This window comes from Peribacillus sp. NPDC055009, assembly GCF_053608705.1.
Genome location: NZ_JBSGVZ010000004.1, coordinates 21,546 through 42,804 on the forward strand (window position 1 = coordinate 21,546; position 21,259 = coordinate 42,804).

A 21,259-nucleotide genomic window follows, 5' to 3' on the forward strand; every position below is an offset into this window, starting at 1 on the left:
CAAATGAGAGAAATATGGACACCTCTAAAATTAGTTGGGGTTAAGTTTTTTAAAACAGAAGAAGGAAGTATTTTTATGAAAGTATTTAATAAACGTCGAAGAAAGTTAAAGTAAAATATTATTGTGCGTTAAGCTTTTTGTGATGAATCAAAAATCACCAATACCTAGTTGTTTTATTGAAGAATATTGTAGAATGATGGCGGAAAATAACGAAAAGTATTTTAATAAATTCGTCAGATTTTTAAGTATAATTAACATGAATATAGTATTAAATACTTAGTGAAAAAAAATTCATGGGCTATTACGATTTCTTAAAAAGATAGAATGACAAAATTAACTCCATGAACCAAAATAGGAAGATCATAATGTGAAATATTCTTGAGAAAGGCAAACCTATTGAAAAGTAGGGGCGCAAAATTACAGGTCTAAGGCTTTGCTAAGACGGCTGTGTTACCACAAGTTGGGTGGGATTTGTCATGGAAGCTAACAATGAACGGGAAGAATGGGTTTATCTAATTTTAGATGCTAAAAATGTAGGATTAACTATTGAAGAAGTGCGGGAGTTCATAATAGGAAAATGAACGGGAAAAAGAAGATATTAAGGGTTAAAAAAATTTCGTTAGGGAAGGCTGTTATACAGTCTTCTTTTTTTATTTCATTATCGGAAACCACCGTAAAAGGTATCCAGAATAAAGAACATGGGGACAATAATAAAAATGCAACCAGTGAGGGGGACTTTTTATTATGGATGTACCTATTGCCTTTTTGAAGGGATTAATATGGGGAACTTTATTCAGTGTACCGTTATGGTTATCATTTTGCGGTTGGATAAAAATAATAATGAATGCTTTAGAATAGAACCTTAATAAATTCAGATTATTTAAATGAATATAGCAGGATTTAATATATTGATAATTGAATTTAATTTATATACATAATGTGTTTTAATTTGTCTTACCCTTCAAAAAAATTGTTAATAATAACTTAATTATTTTTAGCCGTAAGCCGATACTACATATAGAGATCAAGCAAAGGGACTTCGCAACAGGCGATGTCAGATAGCTGCCATCGAAATATAAGGAGATTATTTGATGACAAAAAACAAATACATTACGTTCGAGGAAGTATATGAAAAGAAACAGAGAAGCAAGAAAATTTTTATTGGGACTTATATTACCATTACATTAATATTGATTTCTTTAATGACTTATTTAATGGGACAAGTATAATATGGAGTATCGAAGGGGCTGAGGAATCGGTCCTTTTTTGTTTTTATCCATATAATATTGACTAGTACTAAATATTAAGAAAATGTTAATATTCAGTCATTTTTCTGTTAGTAAACTAGTTTCCGCTTGCCAATCCCTATTATATATGTGATTATCAGATAAAAGAGCTATATTCCTTATTATTGAAAAAAGATTTGGGACAACTTATGAAATGGTGGAGTGGAAATTTCGCATGGATTTTTTTGATATTTTAAAAGACACTTTTGCCAAGGGTGAGTCTGGACAAAATGTTTCTGTAAATGAACTTGTGGAAGAGATTAAGGAGAAATTAAGCGGGATCATTGAACATCCTGATAGAATATGATTCGTAGATACTTCTTCCCGGGCTTATTGACGTTGGGTGTTATTTGGTGCAGTTTTGTATAGAACGTTATTCTATCGTTTTCAGTGGCTCTTATATGTATCCTTTTTAGTGCAGATGAACTGCATCAAAAACTAACCGGTGGCCGTGTCCCTTTGTGGATGTTATCACGGACACGTTTGGCGGTTTGCAAGGAATCTTCTGTTTTCTTTTATTTATCGATGGAGAAAGCGACATCGAATCTGAATAACTCATTTTGATACATATAATGTAGGAATGACGGAGCATGTCTTAAACATGCTTCTTTTTTTTGCGTTTATGGATGCTACGCTTTGAGGGTGAGGACTCTGGTGCATAAGCTTGTATCATTTTTCATTGGCCGCTCGGTTGAAAAAGCGTTTCGAAGCTGCGAATTAATCCGGCATATTATGTGCAACATCGTTGCCTTGTACTTTTACAATATGGAAGTAGAGACCTTTAAGTATGATGCAGGCCGATACTTAAGAAAGTGAAGAACTGGATTCTGGTTAGGGTTGGAGGGCAGTATAAAACGGCCTATGAAATTCCAGTTACACAGGTTCTTCAATTCTCACTATGGGTGCTTACTTTGGAACAAAATTGTTATGTCTTAAAAGAAAAAGGCGAATGCTGTTTGTTATGGGATTATCGGTTTAAATAGATTCCTCTCCTTTTTCAGGCTCGAGTTCGTTTTATTGAAAAGGGAGAGGCATGCTCTCATGTATTGCCGAAAAGAGCTACTTCTCATGAAACATATTTCATTCTTGAACGATCACTGATGGCTTTCAGAATAAACATTTTGTCCTGTTTGCTTAGCATAGCCCAGCTGCCTGCTTTGATTTTCATACAAATCCACTCCTTTGGTTTAGGATTATTTATTATAGTTGATGAATGACGGTTGATGGAATTCCGGGTCCAGTGAATGATAGAGTCAATTGATAATAGGGGCAAGGGGAAGATGGAATTGTCAGCTCATATTAGATTATACCGTCTTTTAGTGCCTAATAAACAACAAAAATTCCAACAAATCTCTACAATTGGTGTTCGTTTTTTGTCAGATTATTGGACGGGGAAAATGAAAAAGCTGTCGGGATGCGGGTCCGGACAGCTCTTTCATTTTTTCTTATTTGATGGATAATTGTTCTTTTAATTCGGATTGAACCTTTTCTTTTTCTTCATCCGACACGATATTATAGTAGACTCCGTCGATTTTCGTTCCATTTCCTGGAATGGTTGCTTGCGTTATGCTTTTGCTTGCGTCCCTGTAGTTCTTTTGGATGTCCATCATGTCATCAAACGTCAAATTCGTCTGGATATTTTTACTTAATGCATCGAATACATCATCGTATTTCGTCAGTGATGAAAGGCTAGCGCCTTCCTTGATGACAGCCTCGATGATGGAACGTTGTCTGGATTGTCGGCCATAATCACCATTCGGATCATCATATCTCATTCGCGAATATTTAAGCGCATCTTCTCCATTTAGATTAATGCTTCCCTTTGCGAAATGGACGCCTTCATAAGTGAAGTCCAGATCGTTTTGTACGGTCACGCCGCCGACTGCGTCAACGATATCCTTAAAGCCTTCCATATTGATTTTCATATAATAGTCGATTGGGATATCAAGGAAGTTTTCAACGGTATCCATGGACATTTTCGCGCCGCCGAAGGCAAATGCATGGTTGATTTTATCCTGTGTTCCATGACCGACGATTTCGGTCCGTGTATCACGTGGAATGCTTAGCATTTTGACCGATTTCTTTTGTGGATTGACCGTCAAGACGATCATAGTATCTGAACGGCCTTTGTCGCCATCACGTTCATCGACACCGAGCATGAGCATCGAAAATGGCTCCTGATCTGATAGTGCAAGGTCCTTAGTTCGTTTATCGGTGGTACGGTCTATTGGTGTATGCATCGTGTCAACGGTCTTTGTCAGTGAATTCCATACGGAGTAGGCAAAGGCTCCCCCAGCTAATATGAATAGCAGGACAATTACCCCGACTACCTTCAGCCATGTCCGCTTCTTTTTCTTCTTTTTTTCATGTCTCATATTTTACTTCCTTCCTCTTTTTGTAACCACTTCATCTATTATATTTAATTTCATAATAAAAGAATAGTATATTTTGCTACTTTATAATACCTTTGACATATTTGGAAGCTAATAAAAGGTTTTTGTTATGACTTGAAAGTTTAATAGCTTTTTATAATTAGTTAGAATTTTTTTGAATTGAATGCTGATATAGCAGCGGTTTTAAGCTATGACCTTGTAGGAGCACGCTTATAAAGCCTGGGTTTCATCTAGGTAAATAGTCGTGGGGTTTTTCAAGGCTTCAAGGGAAGCTCGTATTGAAAACGGGGCTTCCATCCAAAGGGTAACGAATTTCAAAAGGACGATATCTGCCGCTGATGATATTTATTGAAATCATACATAATAATATGCTTAGACAAGATAAAGATGTAGATGTATACACTATGGTAAACGGCTGGTGACACTAAAATTTAAAAAACTGGAAGTTTGGGTACTAATATAAGAAGGACGTTAATATTTAAAGCAATAGGGCTCATAGAAACGTCATATCTAATTAAAGGAGTGAAACTAACTGACCTAAGTATGGATTACTCAAACAACAGGATCAGGCGAGTTGTTGCATTGATTTAACAGGTGTTGTTCAGTTCCGTGGTCGGAAATAGGCGGTGTCTTAATATAGCGGATATGATAGCTGAAAGTATAGCTAATGAGGGCTAACAATAACGTCAAGAGAATACCGCGCAGTTGGCGGATATTGCGATAAACGTAAAAGATGAAAAGTTTGGTGTTAAAGGAGACTTTAACCCAATTACCAAAACAGGTACTGATGATTCGGATGCAATTTATAACGCTATTCTATACGCTAAACAAATCAAGGCGAGAAAGATTATTTTCCCAACAGGACACTATCAAGTCAAAATTAAATACGATATCGATTTTGGTAACTTAGAGATTGACCTTCAAGGGAGCACCATACTTTACACTGGCACAAATACATGGGTTGGCAATGGTGAAAACAGATTAGTCGGTATTTTCACACTTAAAGGAGATGCTACCACTTATCCAGTCCATAATATAAGTGGCTATACACCGATTAATTATCTTAACAGTAGGAGATATATCAAGTGTTCAGCAGTTCAATTAGGTGCTGGTGTTATTGCAAAAGATTTATATAATATTGGAGACTTTGTTTTTATTGACATCAATACAGGAATAGGTGCAACAGTTTACTCTGTTGCTAATCCCGAAGCAAGAGTATTGACAAGGGTAATAGAAAATGACGGTCCAGCTGCTAATGCAATTTACGTTGAATACTATAGTCCTTTTAATTGGACTGGGTTCACCCCTACAGGAACAGTACAAAAAATAGTACCACTTGAAAATATGTATATCCATAACGGATTTTTCAAAGAGGAAAATCCTGTATCTGCAGATAGTGTATCAGGAACTGCTAGGGATGGATTTTTAAGTTTTATTAATAACTTACATGTGGTAAACAGTCGATTTGAAGATCTTCGGGGTGAAGGTCAGAAATTCCCTTTAATACTAAGCAAAAGATGTTATGGACTTTCGTATGAGAATATAGACGCTAAAGACTCTAAGTATCGTGGTGATGGTGGAGGATATTGCATTCAAAATATTTATTCAATGAAAGTGTATTTAAATGAGATTACAGGTCATAGAGTTCGTCATATTATCGACTTTTCAGGAAGTTCGTTTTCAAGTGCTATTAACTGTTTTGGTACAGGAGATCAAGCTGAATGTTGGCACATATTTGGAATCTATGTTCGACTTGCATGGAATGTGCGAACATAACATCGTTTGGGAAAATTGTTACGGCGGTTTCTTACTTGGCAATAATATTTTGTATTTCCCTATGCTCATAACAGATATAGAATACAAAAAACTGTAAGGGAGCAATTAGAGGAACTGGCGAAAAAATCAAATTCAATAATTCCAATTTATTAGTTGGTTATCATAGTGGTGGAACACGAATAAACAAACTAGACGCCTTTCAATCTTATATTAGATTCGAAGCAGCCACAACAAGACCTATATATGCTCATGATAGGGGAGGGAAATATTTAAATAATTATCTAATTCACTGATTGTGAAGTGGAATGGGATGCAGGAACAGATTCAGACCATATTATACAAAATTACAGCTTAGTTAGTTTTGTAAACTGTAATTCAGGTAATTTTCAGCCGTCAATTAGGACAAACGTATATGTAAGAAATTGCGAATCTTTAGTTCATGAAGGTGGGACAAATAAAGATGTAGCTTTTATTTTGTCATCGGGTTCTCCTTTATCCACAGAAACTCCTTTAAGTTGAGACTTTGGAACGGTTCATATAAAAGCCAAAAAGTTATTGAATAAACAAGGATTATCTAATCTTACAGCCGTTTCAGCTGCTAATGATTTAGGTGCTGTTAAGGTATTTATCTATATGGATAAAGCAATTTTTGATTCACCAACAGGGAATATGAGGTGGTGGTGGAGAGAGGATACTATAGGAACAATGCAACATAAAATATATTTCTTTTTAACTAATAATGTTTTAGCGAGAAATATAGTTGATAATTTTACTACTGCTAATGCTCCAAACTACTTCATTAATGATTATGGAAATATACTATTAGGATATACCACATCGGCATTTAAACCATTTGCAGAGGGAATAACTATGTATGCGGACAGCACTGGTACGATGGTAACCAAACAAGTTTCTGTTAATTCAAGTAACGCTGTTATTATTAAAAATCCAACTTTACTTTAAAAATAACTAAAATGTGTAAATAATATGCTACAATATCCTCATATGATATATGGGGGAGTAGTAACAGTGAATAATAAAGTGTATTTATTAAAAATGATTTATTACAGGTTGAGAAAAAATAAAAATAAATCAATGCAATTGAAAATAAACCGGTTAAGAGGTCAAGGTGCTTCAATAGGAAATGATGTAAGAATATTTTCTAAAATTGACACCCCCGAACCATATTTATTGCAGATTGGTAATAATGTGACTATCTCAACCAGCGTGTCTTTTATAACTCATGACAACTCGATAACAAAAATATTGCCTAATAAATCTGATGTATTTGGCAAAATTATCATCGGTGATAACAGTTTCATTGGGTTAGGAAGTATTTTAATGCCAGGGGTAGAACTAGGTGCCAATACTATTGTCGGTTCAGGAAGTGTTGTGACAAAAAGCTTCAAAGAAGGAAATGTCATCATAGCCGGAAACCCAGCAAGAGTAGTTAAGGCTGTCTCTAGTTATGCAGAGAGTATTGCAGAAAATGCATTTGATTTTAAAGGAGTTAGCAACTCCCAAAGAAAAGAAGTTATTTTAAAAAATTCAGATAAGCTATTGGCTAAATAATTAATTTGGTATAAGTGTCGTTACTTTGACGACGCTTTTTTTGTATTGGTACTTTATTTAAAATTATGGTTTGTATTAAATCATAAAGAATGCAGGGACTCTCTTTCCGATTATAGAATTAACTTATAAAGGAATGGAGGACAAACTGAATGTTAGAAAATTTCCAACTGAATTATCCAGCTAGTAGATTAGATGAGAAAAAGTATTTAGATATGACATATTCTATTGGCACATTATTAAGGAGTATCGAAAGTGAGTTTTATTGTTTTTGCTATGGCATTCATTTTACATGAAAAATTGGAATACCCACATTCAAGTACAAATAAGCTTTCAAGTGAAGACCAGCTTGAGGAACTAAAAGTCAGAAAATAAAAAGAGATGAGTTTATTAAATCTCGTTTAATCTACAAAAAATCGTATCTACATTCTGCGATATGATTTTAAAATTAATTAACCAACTTAAAAAGTTAAAAATTAGCCAGGAACTAAAGGATCACATCACCAATATAAAAGAGCCCTTAAATGATTTCTTTCCATTTTTAAGAGATTTAAGAAATTCGCAAGCCCATTTAGATGAACGTGTATTAAAAATGCAACATGGTAAGGAAATCCTAACTCCGGTATTTGTGATATCAAGTACATTAGAGGAGGAATTCAAATACACTCTTGGAGACGGGTCACTGGGTAGTATTACTTTTTCTTACGAAAGGGTAAAGATTATCCAAAGTGTAATTCAAGCATTAATTAACACTCTAAGTTGGGTTAGTCCGATAGAAAACTTTAATAATAAATAACTTATAGAAATCCAAAGAAGTCTTTTTTTTTTTATGTGTCAAAGTAGGAACAAACTGCACGGTAAAATGTTACACATCCTTATTTCCTTAAGAAAATACCCGTATATATCATCTATCATTTGTATTAAATGGTATATTTAGTATGTTGATGATATATGAGATTAAGGGGATGTTGATTTTGTTAGAGGAAAAATTAGGAACAGCCATGCATTGGTGGAGATTTGAAAATAAGGTATCTGATTCAATGCTCATAAACGTTGATTGGGTTTTTAAAGCTGGAGTAGCGCTTTACCAGTCAATCGGAGTTTTGGCATCAGAAAAAAATGAAATAAGTAAAAGAATAATGCGGGGTACTTCCGGTGGAACTAAACAAGTAGTTATACAATTACCTCTCAATCCAGCTGAATATTTTCATTTAAGAGGTATATTGGCAATGACGGCTGACATGTATAGAATCACTTCAGCTATAGTTAAAAATTCAGAAACAGGTGACTTAAAGTCGCACCTTAATAAAATAAAACGAAGCTCTAATAAATTTAGAGACTTAAGAAACTTTTTTGAACATATTGATGATCGATTAACAGACTTTAATAAGCACGGTATATCTGGAGAAACAGAAACTAATTGTGGAATATCCTATACAGAAAGTGCAAAGGATTGTTTTCATTTAGTGTTTGATGGATTCAGTTTTCATTTCAGTGATGAAAAAAAGTCAAAAGAAAGATCTTTTACTGTAAATGATTTTATCCCCATCTTCGAAGGATTAGAGGGACTTTATGATGTTTTAACTAGCCACAAAATACAAGCTCAAAATTACCCTCATTTTAGCAGTTACTGTAATTATAAAGCGTTAATTAAGTAAAAGTATGGGGGATTTAGCTATCTAACACCTTCCTCAATAGAAAGAAGTTGGTTTGTAGCTTTTGTAGCGTAGTAGGAACCAACAGTGTACCTATTGAAAAAGTCATTATCAATAATAAACTCCTCCAATAAGGCAAGCAAATTAAACAAACTGTAACATAGAAAATTAATTCACAATAACAATATCGGTCAAACATTATAACTTCAGTTGATATATTTTGTTTGGATATTTAGTATGCAGTTAATGAGATTGAGGTTAATAAGGATACAAGGAAATGATTAAACTAACGGATACAATGATTGAAATTGAACATAAGGGTATTGGTTCAGGTTAGTGAAAAATAAAATACTAAAATTCGGGCATCGCAAATTGCGGTGCTTATTTTATTGGAGGAAAACACTTTGGTGATCCTTCAAGTAAACAACTTTCATAAATTATTTGAATGGCTTCCAATTTAAATGATATATGAAAGTTGTAAACAGCAACATCCATCCCTTAAATAAAAAGGAACTGCCTCAATTATTTTTCTGTCTGGAAATGCTAAGTCTAAAGTTTTAGTAGCTTTGCAAACGCTCCTCCAGGGAAACAATTCTAAACTTTAACTCTTGATAGAGGCTCTCATTAAGGGACTTTGTGAAGACGAATCTTGGAAAGAACTAGTCGGTGCAACATTTGGTAATACAGATATTCGTGATGTGGATCTGGAACAAGTCAATTCAAAACTCAAATGCTGAAATTTACTAACTGAGCATTCGAACGAATTGCTAGCTGTTTTAAGCGTTTTTGATCCCAATGTTTAATAGGTCAAATTTTAGATGACGTACTTAAACTTTACGATATGATTCTAGAGGAAAATGAAATCGATGGATTAATCAAACGTGTAAAAAAGTTTTTGGCTTGAACTCAAGGGGAAATGAAGTTCTTGGGTCTTGTCAAGAAGGCAACAGTAACACCAGCTCCAGAGACGTAAGGTAAATCGAAACCCTGTGTTGGCTCTTTCTATTCGTTTATGAGGGCGTACTAATTTTAAAAAGCTCCAGTTAGAGAAAGCCTCGGGTATTTGTTGATTTTCGTGAAAAGAACGATGCCAAATTCTAAAAGAAGATGGTGACAAATACATTTCTAACTTGTCAGCTGTTTTGGCCATTTCATTCTATATAGAAATATGTTGATGTAACTCAGGAAAAAATTCCCGAGTTTTTTTATTAAAAAGTAAGGCCCTTTATTAAAAGTTGAATAGAATGGAAAAAGTGATTTTTCAAAAGGGAATTTCTAGGCGTACGACGATTTCCCACAAAATGGGTGATAAGCAGAGTCCGTATTGGAAAGCAGGCGCATATATATGCAGTACGGATATCATTAAAGTATAAATAACTATTGGAGGCTAAAGGAAAAATGGCAGAGACTGTTGGTTTACCGTACCTTGATGCTTTAACAGGAAAATCGGTGAGGGTGTTTAAAGGCGGGCCTGATTCTAGAGAAGGCAGGCTTATAGGAGTATTAAGCGATTATATCGTTTTACAAACAGGGAAAGATGAACAAACTCAACTTGTGTATTACGCAAGGGATCATTTGAAAATAGTTGTCGCGAATTCGAAAAAGTCACAAGTCGATTTATTGGCCGAGGAAGAAGAAACAGTATATCCGACCAGTTTTTTAGGAGTGCTGTCAACACTTCAAACTAGCTGCATTCAAGTGAATGGCGGCGGTCCGGGATCTAAAGTTGGCCGGGTTGTAGATGTGAAAGATGAATTTTTAGTTTTATCCACGGAGAAGGATGGGCTTGTTTTATACCCGATTTCCCATATTAAAAGTGTAACAGTGATCGAACAATCAGACGAACAATTATTGCCTGAATTTGTTTATAACGGAACCGATACACTTAATGGCCTTCTGACTCGCGTAGTCCACAACTGGGTATCCGTTTTCGCTGGTGGACCTGAGAGGGTTGAGGGCATCCTGATGGAAGTGGCTGATACGTACCTTATCGTTGTGCATAATCAAGAATTATTTTATGTGCCAACTGATCATGTCCAATTCGTTGCCTTAACTGTGAGGGTAGAGGAAGAAGCTGAAGAGGAGACAGATGAAAATTCCGAAGATGGAGGTTCGTCGGACGGAGGTGCATCAAACGCGAATTCAGCAAATGGAAATTCAGCAAACGGAAGTAGAAAGGATGAAAGCAGTTCATTAGAAGAGAGCAGTTCTTCATATGAAAGCTCTTCAAGCTCAAGCTCATATGAAAGCTCTTCAAGCTCAAGCTCAAGCTCAGATGAAAGATTAGGAAGACGCAGAAGTCCTCGTGCAAATGCATTCAAGCAAATTTGGATTGAGAACTTAATCAAAGCTTCAAATCAAAATATTCGGTAAAGAAATACCACACAGGTACAGCAACCAAAATCGAGTTGTTGTGCCTTCTTATGGAAGGTGGACATGCCGTTATTGCCTAAGATGGATTCATTGGGATTCAATACACCTTTGATTTATTTTTTCATTTGCAAAAGTTTATGTTCAAATGCTTTTAAAATGGCCAAGCAACCATTTTGTTTGGTTGATCTTAATATAAAGGGGGAAGCGCCGCTTGTTAGCAAAACATATAGGCCAGTATATGGAACTGGAGCTCTCAGGGAATATACATGAAGCGGGGATTTTAATTGAAGTAAGTTCTGACATCATCGTTTTGTATACTGGAAAAGCCTACCGTTACGTTCCATTCCGGCACATTAAGAATTTTTCCTTTCCTATAATCGATGAGGAGATTGGTTCGGGAGGAGAGCCGGAGATTGACGAGACCTCGTTCCGAAAATTACTGATGAATGCGAAGGGGATGTTTGTTGAAATCCTGCTCACGAAAAAAAACTCGGTTCATGGTTATATCGTGGGCATCATGAATAACTATTTCGTCTTTTATTCGCCAGTATTTAAAACGATGTTCATTTCGATGGATCATTTAAAGTGGCTTTCGGTTTGTAATGATGAAAAGGGTCCATACGGTTTGAATAAAGGGGAACAATTGGCACAGGTTTCATCTTTAAGCTGGGCCAGGACATTGGAGGAACAGGTAAAAAAGTTAACCAATAAACTGGTGGTGCTCGACTTGGGGATGCATCCGCAGAATATCGGGATGATTAGTGCAGTGAAAGATGGCATCATTGAGATGGTGAATGCTCAAGGGGAGGCGATTTTTGTCAACATGAGGCATGTTAAAAGTTTTCATTTCCCACAATAAAGAAACTCCGGGTCTGAAGCGATCCGGAGTTATTTCTTTTTCTCGATATTTTCATAGACCGAGGCAAGGGCTTGTTCGAATTTCCCGCTCTTTTTCGGTTTGTAGTATTTTTTTCTGCGCAGTTTGTCGGGTAAGTATTGCTGCTTCACCCAGCCATTCTCGTAGTCATGCGGATAAAGGTAGCCGATGCCGCGTCCGAGTTCAGTGGCCCCTTTGTAATGGGCATCCTTAAGATGATCCGGTACATCTCCACTATGGCCGCTGCGAATATCGGAAAGAGCCGCATCAATTGCGGTAATGGCCGTATTCGATTTAGGTGATAGGCATAACTCGATCACGGAGTTGGCAAGTGGAATCCGGGCTTCGGGAAACCCGAGCCGTTCAGCGGCTTCGACTGCAGCGAGGGCCCTGGGACCAGCCTGCGGATTGGCGAGACCAATGTCTTCGTAGGCAATGACCACCATGCGGCGGGCAATGCTGACAAGATCGCCGGCTTCGACCAAGCGCCCCAAATAATGAAGGGCTGCATTCACATCACTGCCGCGAATAGATTTTTGGAAAGCCGACAGAACATCATAATGGGCATCTCCATCCTTGTCATGTGAGAAGCTTTTTTTCTGCATGCATTCCTCGGCAATTTGCAGATCTATATGTATCGTTCCGGACTCATCGGGTTCGGTGGAAATGACGGCGAGCTCAAGAGCGTTAAGCGCACTGCGGACATCTCCGTTCGAAGCCGTCGCGAAATGGGTAAGGGCATCAAGGCTGACATCCGTTATATACGCACCAAGCCCGCGCTCTTCATCATGAAGTGCCCGTTCCAGAGCTTTGGTAATATCATTGGTTTCCAATGATTTGAGCTCGAAAATCTGGCACCTGCTTCGGATAGCCGGATTGATTGCATGATAGGGATTGCTGGTCGTTGCACCAATCAAGGTGATCATCCCGTTTTCAAGATAAGGCAAAAGGAAATCCTGCTTCGCCTTATCGAGCCGGTGAACCTCATCAAGCAGCAGAATCACTTTCCCGGACATCTTAGCCTCTGCTGCCACGATTTCCATATCCTTTTTATTATTGGTCACCGCGTTCAGTGTCCTGAAAGCAAACTTCGTGCTTCCGGCAATCGCACTTGCAATCGAAGTCTTGCCAATTCCCGGCGGACCATACAGTATCATGGAAGAAAGCTGCTTGGCTTTCACCATCCTTGCGATAATTTTCCCTTCACCGACCAGATGCTCCTGCCCGATGATCTCATCTATCGACCGAGGCCGCATCCGGAAAGCAAGCGGTTTAATATTCATTGCGCACCTCTCCTTTTTATATAAGGTATCACAACTGATGGGGGAAATGCGCTGATTATGCTGTAAAAGAGGGTGAATTCCTATTATAGTAGTCGTTTCGGGATTTAATTTATGCTGTGAGATCGATAATTCGATCTAGCAGTGGACTAATTCGACCTACCAGCGGAAAAATCCGACCTAGCAGTGGATTAATCCGACCTATCAGCGGAAAAATCCGACCTAGCGGGGGATTAATTCGACCTACCGGCGGAAAAATCCGACCTAGCGGGGGATTAATTCGACCTACCGGCAGAAAAATCCGACCTAGCGGTTGACTAATTCGACCTACCAGCGGAAAATCCGACCTAGCAGTGGACTAATTCGACCTACCAGCGGAAAAATCCGACCTAGCGGTTGACTAATTCGACCTACCGGCAGAAAAATCCGACCTACTGACGTAATAATCCGACCTCTCCTTCTATGAGAGAATTTAATAGATAAAATCTGCCTCTAGTATGGCCGGAATGATTCAGTTTTAGTGAAAGTAATAGTTTTTTTGCACTGGATGGGGATTGGAGTTGTAGGAAGTTTCGAAATTCCCTGTTGGTAATGGTAGGTTTGACGAGGTATAGATAATCATATAGTGCCGAAATGTGTGCATCGAGGGAAATATCCAAACAGGTACGGCAAATCCACTTTCTTGATTTCCGCTCCATCGAAAATGCATGACACTTATCGCAGAATACTCCGGTTTGGAGGGCGGTAATCGGAATTCTATAATTCTCGAGCGGTTTAGGAATATAAGGGATGTGACTATCAAGCAATAAATTCGATAATCGTTTCATTGCTCTAGTAGAAAGGACCGCTTCGTTATACTTGTTTTTTAATTCCTCAATTTTAAGTAGAATCCGATCCTTACGTGTCACTATTCTATTAATATCCGTATTCCCGGCCCGAATGATCGTTGAAGAATTGGCACTGACTACGAGAGTTTCAACTGGAAGGTTGTTCGTTCTTTTTGTTTTTAACCAGTCTAACAAGTGCTGGCGCTGCCGGCTCACTTGCAATATGGGATCATCAAAAGCTTCGGTTTTTCCATCTGTATTTGTACGGATAAGTTGATTGAATGCATTATCGAAAAAAATTTCACCAGCCATGTTTTTGACTTCAAGGATTAAAAGGAAAGAGGATGTGAGAATGAGGATGTCCATTTGGAAGGGGAAAGGTGATCCAATAAGTCGGAGGTCATGAAAGAGTAGATACTCTTTTTCAGGAAGGGATTTAAGAGATTGAAAGACTCTGTTTTCACCGTTGTATCCAGCCTTGATTTTTTTAATATCTTCAATAATTGCCGGGTGCTTCGCATGCCCAGGAGGTAAGCGTCTCATCAGAGCTTCGAGCATGTCTATTTTTAAAGGCCTCTTGCAGTTTTTAATGATCATGATAACCACTCCTTATAGATTTAAGTGAAGTATTCTCGGTTAATAAAGTGATTTCCTGTATTTTAGTGAAATTAAATGTGGCATGGATGGACTTTTGTATTAATTCGACCTATCCCTGCAAAAATCCGACCGTTCGGTTGAAAGATTCGACCTATCCTCACAAAAATCCGACCGTTCGAGCGAAAAATCCGACCTATCTCTGCAATAATCCGACCGTTCGAGCGAAAAATCCGACCTAGCGTAAATAATCCAGCTTCTGATCGAAAAATTCGTTCTAGCACCCAATAATCCTGCCGTCCGGGCGAAAGATTCGACCTATCCCCACAAAAATCCGACCTGGCGTAAATAATCCAGCTTCCAAGCGAAAGATTTGTTCTAGCACCCAAAAATCCGACCGTCCAGGAAAAAATTCCGTCCTAACCCAACCTTTTTTTATCTTTTCCTACCTCTCCAATTAGGATAATTTGACAAATGAAGGGCGGGTGAATGCATTTCCGGCGGGAATATGCTATAATTTCAAAAGAATTTAGAAACGGATAAATAATTTGAGGTGTATATGTATGAAGATATCTACTAAAGGCCGTTATGGTTTGACGATTATGATCGAGCTTGCTAAACATTATGGAGAAGGCCCGAAGAGTTTGAAATCGATTGCCCAGACGCATAATCTGTCCGAGCATTATTTGGAGCAGTTGATTGCGCCGCTTCGTAATGCGGGATTGGTGAAGAGTGTGCGCGGTGCGTATGGCGGGTATGTCCTGTCTAAGGATCCTCAGGAGATTACTTCGGGTGATGTGATTCGTGTATTGGAAGGGCCGATTACCCCTGTTGAAGGAATTGAGGATGAGGAGCCGGTGAAGCGCCAGCTTTGGATCCGGATTCGCGATGCTGTGAAGGATGTATTGGATAATACGACGCTTATGGATTTGGCGAGCTACAAGGATACGGGTGAAATCGATTCTTATATGTACTATATTTAAGTGATTAGCAATGCGCCTATTATGTAGGCGCTTGCGTTTTTTAATGGAGGCGACAAAAAAGTGGACAGAATATATTTAGATCATGCTGCGACTTCACCGATGCATCCGAATGTGATCGATAGGATGATGACGGTCATGAGCAATGACTTCGGGAATCCGTCGAGCATTCATGCGTTCGGGCGGGAGGCGCGCCATGTTTTGGATGAGGCGCGTTCGAGTATTGCAGCGAGCATCGGTGCGGGGCGGAATGAAATCATTTTCACGAGCGGCGGAACCGAGGCGGATAATACGGCGATCATTGGTGTTGCGAATGCTTATAAAGAACAAGGAAAGCACATCATTACTACGGAGATTGAGCATCATGCGGTTTTGCATACATGCCAATACCTTGAGAAGTCTGGCTTTGAGGTCACATATTTACCTGTGAATGAAGCGGGGCTTATTTCAATTGCCGATTTAAAGGCCGCATTGCGGGATGACACGATTTTGGTTTCGGTCATGTTCGGCAATAATGAGGTTGGAACGGTCCAGCCGATTACTGAAATTGGGCAGCTGCTCAGGGGGCATCAAGCCATTTTCCATACGGATGCGGTTCAGGCATATGGTTTGATCTCTATCGACGTCCGTGAGTTGGGTGTGGATTTACTTAGCGTATCCGCACATAAAATCAACGGTCCAAAAGGAATCGGCTTTCTTTATATACGTGAAGGCTTGAAGCTGAATCCACATTTATATGGCGGGGAACAAGAACGCAAGCGCCGTGCTGGTACGGAGAGCGTGCCTGCAATTGCCGGTTTTGCAGAAGCTGTTTTAATTGCACAAAGCACGATGGAAAAGAAAAAGGAGCAATACAAGCGTTTTAAAGACGTATTGCTTGCCGTCTTTGATGAGGCGGATGTACAATATGAAATTAACGGATCTATGGAACAGTCGCTGCCGCATTTGCTGAATGTTAGTTTTCCTGGTACGAATGTGGAATCGATGCTCGTTAATATGGACTTGGCAGGTGTTGCTGTATCGAGCGGATCCGCTTGTACTGCTGGGTCAATCGATCCGTCGCATGTGCTTGTGGCGATGTTCGGGAAAGATTCGGAGCGGACGAAGAATTCGATTCGTTACAGCTTCGGTCTGAACAACACGGAAGAGGAAGTAAGGCAGGCGGCTGAAACTACCGTTAAAATCGTTAATAGATTAGTGAGAAGATAATTCTCACTTTAAATAAATGAGGTGACAGAATGAGAAAAGCACCACAGGACACCCGCGTCGTTGTGGGTATGTCAGGAGGCGTGGATTCTTCTGTGTCAGCCCTGCTATTGAAGAATCAAGGCTATGATGTGGTCGGGATTTTCATGAAGAACTGGGATGATACAGATGAAAACGGAGTCTGTACGGCAACGGAAGATTACAATGATGTAATTGCCGTTTGTAATCAAATCGGCATCCCTTATTATGCGGTCAATTTTGAAAAGCAGTATTGGGATAAAGTTTTCACTTATTTCTTGGATGAGTATAAAGCGGGGCGCACTCCGAATCCGGATGTAATGTGCAATAAGGAAATCAAGTTCAAGGCATTTCTTGAACATGCCGTAAGCCTTGGTGCCGATTATGTGGCTACAGGTCATTACGCACAGGTTGAATATCGGGATGGCGAATACAAAATGCTTCGCGGTGTCGATAATAATAAAGATCAAACGTACTTCTTGAACCAGCTTACTCAAGAACAGTTGGAAAAAGTCATGTTTCCGCTTGGACACATTGATAAGAAGGAAGTCCGTGAAATTGCAAAAGAAGCGGGTCTTGCCACGGCAACGAAAAAAGATTCTACAGGCATCTGTTTTATCGGTGAACGCAATTTCAAAGAGTTTTTAAGCAATTACCTCCCAGCTCAGCCCGGTGATATGGTCACGATGGATGGCAAGGTCATGGGCAAGCATGACGGATTGATGTATTACACCATCGGTCAGCGTCACGGTCTAGGGATTGGCGGCAGCGGCGAACCTTGGTTTGTTGCGGGAAAAGACTTGAAGCGCAATGTTTTATATGTGTGTCAAGGCTTTGATAATGATGTACTGTATTCCAATTCCCTTCGTGCAGTTAATGTCAGCTGGGTAGCGGAACATATACCTGCGGGTGAATTTACATGTACGGCAAAGTTCAGATACCGTCAAGAGGATAGCGGTGTTAAGGTGAAGGTCTTGGACAATGGTGACGTCGAAGTCATCTTTGACGAGCCAGTCCGCGCGATCACACCTGGACAAGCAGTCGTATTCTATGAAGGTGAAGTATGCCTTGGCGGCGGTACGATTGATGAAGTATTTAAAAAAGGTGAAAAACTGACTTACGTAGGGTAAAATAAGCATGTCCCCAGCTGTGTTTGCGGTTGGGGACTTCTTTTGGATTGCGGGTATACCGCCTGAATTGGGCCACTGGCTTATGCTATACTTTTTAATATAAAAATGGAGTGTGAATGGATATGGATAAGAATCAACAAGGAATTGAATTTATGCAGCAAGGGAAATACGAAGAAGCGGCGAAGGTTTTTAATGAGGCGATCGAGGAAAATCCGAATGAGCCTGTTGCCTACATAAACTTTGGGAATGTATTGACTGCCGTTGGTGAAACGGAAAAAGCGGTCAAGTTTTACAAAAAGGCGATCGAGCTGGATGAAAATGCGGCAGCGGCTTACTATTCATTAGGAAACTTATATTATGAATCAGATTCTAAACTGGTTGAAGCGAAGGATATGTTCGAAAAGGCAATCCGATTGGGATTGGATAACAGCGATGCTTACTTCATGCTTGGATTGACTTTGATGGCATTGGATCAGCCGAAATTGGCGATGCCTTATTTACAGAGAACGGTGGAGCTGAGCCCTGAGGACGTTGATGCAAGATTCCAATATGCGTTATGTCTTGCTAATGCGGAATTATATGATGAATTGATCAACCAGCTGAATTTAGTTGTGGAACAGGATCCGGGACATGCGGATGCTTATTATAATTTAGGTGTTGCGTTTGCAGGGTATCGTGAGGATGCGCAAGCAGCGATGGCTTATTTTGACAAGGCTTTGGAAGCACAGCCAGACCATATGCTTGCTGCACACGGTAAGAAACTGTTGGAAGAAATGAATGCAGAGTAAATAAAAAGCATATGCATGGAAAGGTGGGGAGAAGCGTTGAGCCAGCAAGACTCGTTGGATTTGTTTTCAGAAGAGAAAATGTTCATGAAGGGAAGTCATTTAGTGACGATCTTTCATAATGAAGAAAATATGTACTCGGTTGTAAGAATTCGTGTGCATGAAACGAATCTGAATTATGAAGAGAAGGAAGCGGTCGTAACTGGTTATTTTCCAAGGATGCATGAGGATGAGATCTATATTTTTTATGGGGCCATGAAGGAACATCCGCGTTTTGGCCTTCAATTTCATGTAGAGCATTTTCGCAAGGATTTGCCTCAATCCAAGGAAGGCATCGTCAGTTATTTATCAGGTGACCTTTTCAAGGGCATTGGGAAGAAAACAGCTGAAAGCATTGTTGAGATACTGGGTGAAAAGGCAATTTCAAAAATTCTGGCTCAGCCCTCGCTGCTTGATGATATTCCGAAGCTATCCGGTGAAAAGGCAAAGGGCCTCTATGATACATTGGTCGAGCATCAAGGTCTGGAGCAGGTGATGATCGCCCTGAATCAATATGGCTTCGGTCCGCAGTTGTCGATGAAGATATATCAAATGTATAAACAGGATACGATAACGATGGTTCAGGGAAATCCGTATAAGCTCGTAGAGGATATCGAAGGGATTGGTTTTGGACGGGCGGATGAGCTTGGGCATCAGCTGGGCATTTCCGGCAGCCATCCCGACCGAATCAAGGCTGCGTGCTTGTATACGCTTGAATCACAATGCCTGCAGGACGGAAATATCTACATAGAAGCCGAGCAGCTTTTGGAAGCAGTCAAACGGCTGTTGGAGGAAAATAAACGGGATCGCATTGAATTCACGAACATTTCCTCGGAAATAATCGAATTGACGCAAGAGGGGAAAATAGTTGTCGAGGATCAACGAATTTATCCGCCTTCGCTATTCTATTCGGAAAAGGGAATCGTAATGAACATCAAGCGGCTGCTTGCTCAAACCGAGTATGAGGACCAGTTCCCCGAATCGGAGTTCTTGCTTGCACTTGGGGAGCTTGAAGAGCGTCTGGATGTTTCTTATGCCCCGGCCCAAAAGGAAGCGATCCAAACGGCCCTGCAATCACCCATGTTAATCTTGACGGGCGGACCGGGTACCGGTAAGACGACAGTCATCAAAGGAATCGTTGAGCTATATGCAGAGCTGCATGGCGTATCCATGGACATTAACGATTATAAAAAAGAAGGAAGCGATCCATTTCCATTCGTACTTGCGGCTCCTACTGGCCGTGCAGCGAAACGCATGGCAGAATCGACTGGGCTTCCCGCTGTTACAATCCACCGTTTGCTCGGGTGGAACGGGAGTGAAGGCTTTTCTCATGATGAGGATAATCAGCTGGATGGCCGTATTGTAATCATCGATGAGGTTTCCATGGTGGATACGTGGCTGGCCCATCAATTGTTTAAAGCTCTGCCGGAAAATGTCCAAGTGATATTGGTTGGTGATGAAGATCAGCTGCCATCTGTTGGCCCTGGGCAGGTTTTAAAGGATTTGCTTGCATCGAATTGTGTACCGACTGTCAGTCTGGAACATATTTATCGTCAAGCCGATGGCTCGTCGATCATTGAATTGGCCCATGAAATCAAAAAGGGAAGGCTTCCGGCTGATGTCACGAAACAGCAAGAAGACCGATCGTTCATTCGCTGCCAAACCGGTCAAATCGCCCAAGTAATCGAGAAAGTCGTTGCCAATGCCAGGACGAAAGGCTTCACGGCTAAGGATATACAGGTGCTGGCTCCCATGTATAGAGGGCCTGCCGGGATTGATGCACTGAATAAAATGCTTCAGGAAGTGTTCAATAGTAATGCGGATGAAAAGCGGCGGGAAATAAAATTCGGAGACGTAATATACAGAACGGGAGATAAGGTGCTTCAACTGGTGAACCAGCCAGAGGAGGGTGTCTTTAATGGCGATATGGGAGAAATCGTGTCCATATTGTTCGCTAAAGAAAATACCGATCATGTTGATAAAGTAATCATATCGTTCGAAGGCATCGAGGTGACATACACGAAGCAGGACTTGAACCAGATCACACATGCATATTGCTGCTCCATCCATAAGTCGCAGGGAAGCGAATTCCCCATTGTCATTTTACCTGTAGTGAAAAGCTATTATCGGATGCTCCGACGTAATTTATTGTATACGGCGATTACGCGCAGTAAAAATTTCTTGATCCTTTGTGGTGAAGAAGATGCATTCCGTTTAGGGATCGAGCGTAATGATGAGATGCGCCGCAAAACGACTTTGCGTGAAAAGCTACGGGAAATTTTGAGCGAAGAAGAAATGCCGGCGGAAAAGGGAGAAGTACCTCAACAATCGAGTTATCTTGATATTCTCATGCATGCTGACCCGATGATCGGGATGGATAATGTCACGCCTTATGATTTTATGTAGCGGGTTCTTTTGGATGCATTTTGTTTAAAATTCATAGTTTTGGTGGAATTATAACTAATATGTGA

18 protein-coding genes and 1 riboswitch are annotated in these 21,259 nt (G+C 39.7%); of the genes, 15 read left to right on the plus strand and 3 right to left on the minus strand.

What is annotated here, in order from left to right:
• Positions 1-376: 376 nt before the first annotated feature.
• Positions 377-458: riboswitch (cyclic di-GMP riboswitch) on the plus strand.
• An 18-nt stretch (positions 459-476) separates the two neighbouring features.
• The 3 genes from ACWF5P_RS08315 to ACWF5P_RS08325 all read left to right on the plus strand — a co-directional run bounded on the left by ACWF5P_RS08315 (position 477) and on the right by ACWF5P_RS08325 (position 1,593).
• Entirely contained in the window at positions 477-581 is a 105-nt protein-coding gene (locus ACWF5P_RS08315; protein WP_434167444.1) for an anti-repressor SinI family protein, read from the plus strand.
• A 510-nt stretch (positions 582-1,091) separates the two neighbouring features.
• On the plus strand, positions 1,092-1,229 hold the full coding sequence (locus ACWF5P_RS08320; protein ID WP_452444784.1) for a hypothetical protein: 138 nt from the start codon (positions 1,092-1,094) through the stop codon (positions 1,227-1,229).
• A gap of 232 nt (positions 1,230-1,461) precedes the next feature.
• Entirely contained in the window at positions 1,462-1,593 is a 132-nt protein-coding gene (locus ACWF5P_RS08325; RefSeq protein WP_452444785.1) for a hypothetical protein, read from the plus strand.
• Positions 1,594-2,731: 1,138 nt separating this feature from the next.
• Here ACWF5P_RS08325 and tagU read toward each other — a convergent pair.
• Positions 2,732-3,661 (minus strand): polyisoprenyl-teichoic acid--peptidoglycan teichoic acid transferase TagU, encoded by a 930-nt coding sequence (gene tagU, locus ACWF5P_RS08330; RefSeq protein ID WP_352919681.1) that lies wholly within the window; start codon positions 3,659-3,661, stop codon positions 2,732-2,734.
• 723 nt (positions 3,662-4,384) lie between these two features.
• Here tagU and ACWF5P_RS08335 point away from each other — a divergent pair.
• From ACWF5P_RS08335 to ACWF5P_RS08365, 7 genes are all read left to right on the plus strand, one after another.
• Positions 4,385-5,455 carry a hypothetical protein gene (locus tag ACWF5P_RS08335; RefSeq protein ID WP_452444786.1) on the plus strand — a complete coding sequence of 357 codons (1,071 nt, stop codon included), beginning with the start codon at positions 4,385-4,387 and terminating at the stop codon, positions 5,453-5,455.
• Between the two features lie 555 nt (positions 5,456-6,010).
• Positions 6,011-6,418: a hypothetical protein gene (locus tag ACWF5P_RS08340; RefSeq protein WP_452444787.1), complete on the plus strand. Its 408-nt coding sequence runs from the start codon at positions 6,011-6,013 to the stop codon at positions 6,416-6,418.
• A 66-nt stretch (positions 6,419-6,484) separates the two neighbouring features.
• Positions 6,485-7,027 (plus strand): acyltransferase, encoded by a 543-nt coding sequence (locus tag ACWF5P_RS08345; protein WP_452444788.1) that lies wholly within the window; start codon positions 6,485-6,487, stop codon positions 7,025-7,027.
• Between the two features lie 433 nt (positions 7,028-7,460).
• Complete coding sequence (locus ACWF5P_RS08350; RefSeq protein WP_452444789.1) at positions 7,461-7,820, plus strand: hypothetical protein; 360 nt, start codon at positions 7,461-7,463, stop codon at positions 7,818-7,820.
• Between the two features lie 178 nt (positions 7,821-7,998).
• Positions 7,999-8,682 carry a hypothetical protein gene (locus tag ACWF5P_RS08355; protein WP_452444790.1) on the plus strand — a complete coding sequence of 228 codons (684 nt, stop codon included), beginning with the start codon at positions 7,999-8,001 and terminating at the stop codon, positions 8,680-8,682.
• A 1,395-nt stretch (positions 8,683-10,077) separates the two neighbouring features.
• A complete protein-coding gene (locus tag ACWF5P_RS08360; protein ID WP_452444791.1) occupies positions 10,078-11,052 on the plus strand; it encodes a hypothetical protein in 975 nt (324 codons plus the stop codon).
• A gap of 211 nt (positions 11,053-11,263) precedes the next feature.
• Positions 11,264-11,911, plus strand: a complete 648-nt coding sequence (locus ACWF5P_RS08365) for a DUF2642 domain-containing protein (RefSeq protein WP_101222705.1) — start codon at positions 11,264-11,266, stop codon at positions 11,909-11,911.
• Between the two features lie 29 nt (positions 11,912-11,940).
• Here the strand turns inward: ACWF5P_RS08365 and ACWF5P_RS08370 are convergent, their stop codons facing one another.
• Positions 11,941-13,212, minus strand: coding sequence for a replication-associated recombination protein A (locus ACWF5P_RS08370; RefSeq protein WP_260358142.1), 1,272 nt, complete (start codon positions 13,210-13,212; stop codon positions 11,941-11,943).
• Positions 13,213-13,640: 428 nt separating this feature from the next.
• Entirely contained in the window at positions 13,641-14,633 is a 993-nt protein-coding gene (locus tag ACWF5P_RS08375; protein WP_452444792.1) for a nuclease-related domain-containing protein, read from the minus strand.
• 560 nt (positions 14,634-15,193) lie between these two features.
• On the opposite strand from ACWF5P_RS08375, the gene cymR reads away from it, so the two are divergent.
• From cymR to recD2, 5 genes are all read left to right on the plus strand, one after another.
• Positions 15,194-15,613, plus strand: coding sequence for a cysteine metabolism transcriptional regulator CymR (gene cymR, locus ACWF5P_RS08380; protein WP_034308657.1), 420 nt, complete (start codon positions 15,194-15,196; stop codon positions 15,611-15,613).
• Between the two features lie 60 nt (positions 15,614-15,673).
• Positions 15,674-16,819, plus strand: coding sequence for a cysteine desulfurase family protein (locus ACWF5P_RS08385; protein ID WP_452444793.1), 1,146 nt, complete (start codon positions 15,674-15,676; stop codon positions 16,817-16,819).
• Positions 16,820-16,848: 29 nt separating this feature from the next.
• Positions 16,849-17,964, plus strand: a complete 1,116-nt coding sequence (gene mnmA / locus ACWF5P_RS08390) for a tRNA 2-thiouridine(34) synthase MnmA (protein ID WP_101222649.1) — start codon at positions 16,849-16,851, stop codon at positions 17,962-17,964.
• Positions 17,965-18,086: 122 nt separating this feature from the next.
• The gene (locus ACWF5P_RS08395; RefSeq protein ID WP_434167436.1) at positions 18,087-18,752 is read left to right on the plus strand and encodes a tetratricopeptide repeat protein; all 666 of its coding nucleotides are present in this window, start codon (positions 18,087-18,089) and stop codon (positions 18,750-18,752) included.
• Positions 18,753-18,788: 36 nt separating this feature from the next.
• Positions 18,789-21,194 (plus strand): SF1B family DNA helicase RecD2, encoded by a 2,406-nt coding sequence (gene recD2 / locus ACWF5P_RS08400; protein WP_452444794.1) that lies wholly within the window; start codon positions 18,789-18,791, stop codon positions 21,192-21,194.
• Positions 21,195-21,259: the final 65 nt, after the last annotated feature.

What these genes read in the sequence shown, in the direction of transcription:
- ACWF5P_RS08315 (WP_434167444.1), top strand. Translation starts at nt 477, where the DNA reads ATGGAAGCTAACAATGAACGGGAAGAATGGGTTTATCTAATTTTAGAT.
- ACWF5P_RS08320 (WP_452444784.1), top strand. Translation starts at nt 1,092, where the DNA reads ATGACAAAAAACAAATACATTACGTTCGAGGAAGTATATGAAAAGAAA.
- ACWF5P_RS08325 (WP_452444785.1), top strand. Translation starts at nt 1,462, where the DNA reads ATGGATTTTTTTGATATTTTAAAAGACACTTTTGCCAAGGGTGAGTCT.
- tagU (WP_352919681.1), bottom strand. Translation starts at nt 3,661, where the DNA reads ATGAGACATGAAAAAAAGAAGAAAAAGAAGCGGACATGGCTGAAGGTA.
- ACWF5P_RS08350 (WP_452444789.1), top strand. Translation starts at nt 7,461, where the DNA reads ATGATTTTAAAATTAATTAACCAACTTAAAAAGTTAAAAATTAGCCAG.
- ACWF5P_RS08360 (WP_452444791.1), top strand. Translation starts at nt 10,078, where the DNA reads ATGGCAGAGACTGTTGGTTTACCGTACCTTGATGCTTTAACAGGAAAA.
- ACWF5P_RS08370 (WP_260358142.1), bottom strand. Translation starts at nt 13,212, where the DNA reads ATGAATATTAAACCGCTTGCTTTCCGGATGCGGCCTCGGTCGATAGAT.
- ACWF5P_RS08375 (WP_452444792.1), bottom strand. Translation starts at nt 14,633, where the DNA reads ATGATCATTAAAAACTGCAAGAGGCCTTTAAAAATAGACATGCTCGAA.
- cymR (WP_034308657.1), top strand. Translation starts at nt 15,194, where the DNA reads ATGAAGATATCTACTAAAGGCCGTTATGGTTTGACGATTATGATCGAG.
- mnmA (WP_101222649.1), top strand. Translation starts at nt 16,849, where the DNA reads ATGAGAAAAGCACCACAGGACACCCGCGTCGTTGTGGGTATGTCAGGA.
- ACWF5P_RS08395 (WP_434167436.1), top strand. Translation starts at nt 18,087, where the DNA reads ATGGATAAGAATCAACAAGGAATTGAATTTATGCAGCAAGGGAAATAC.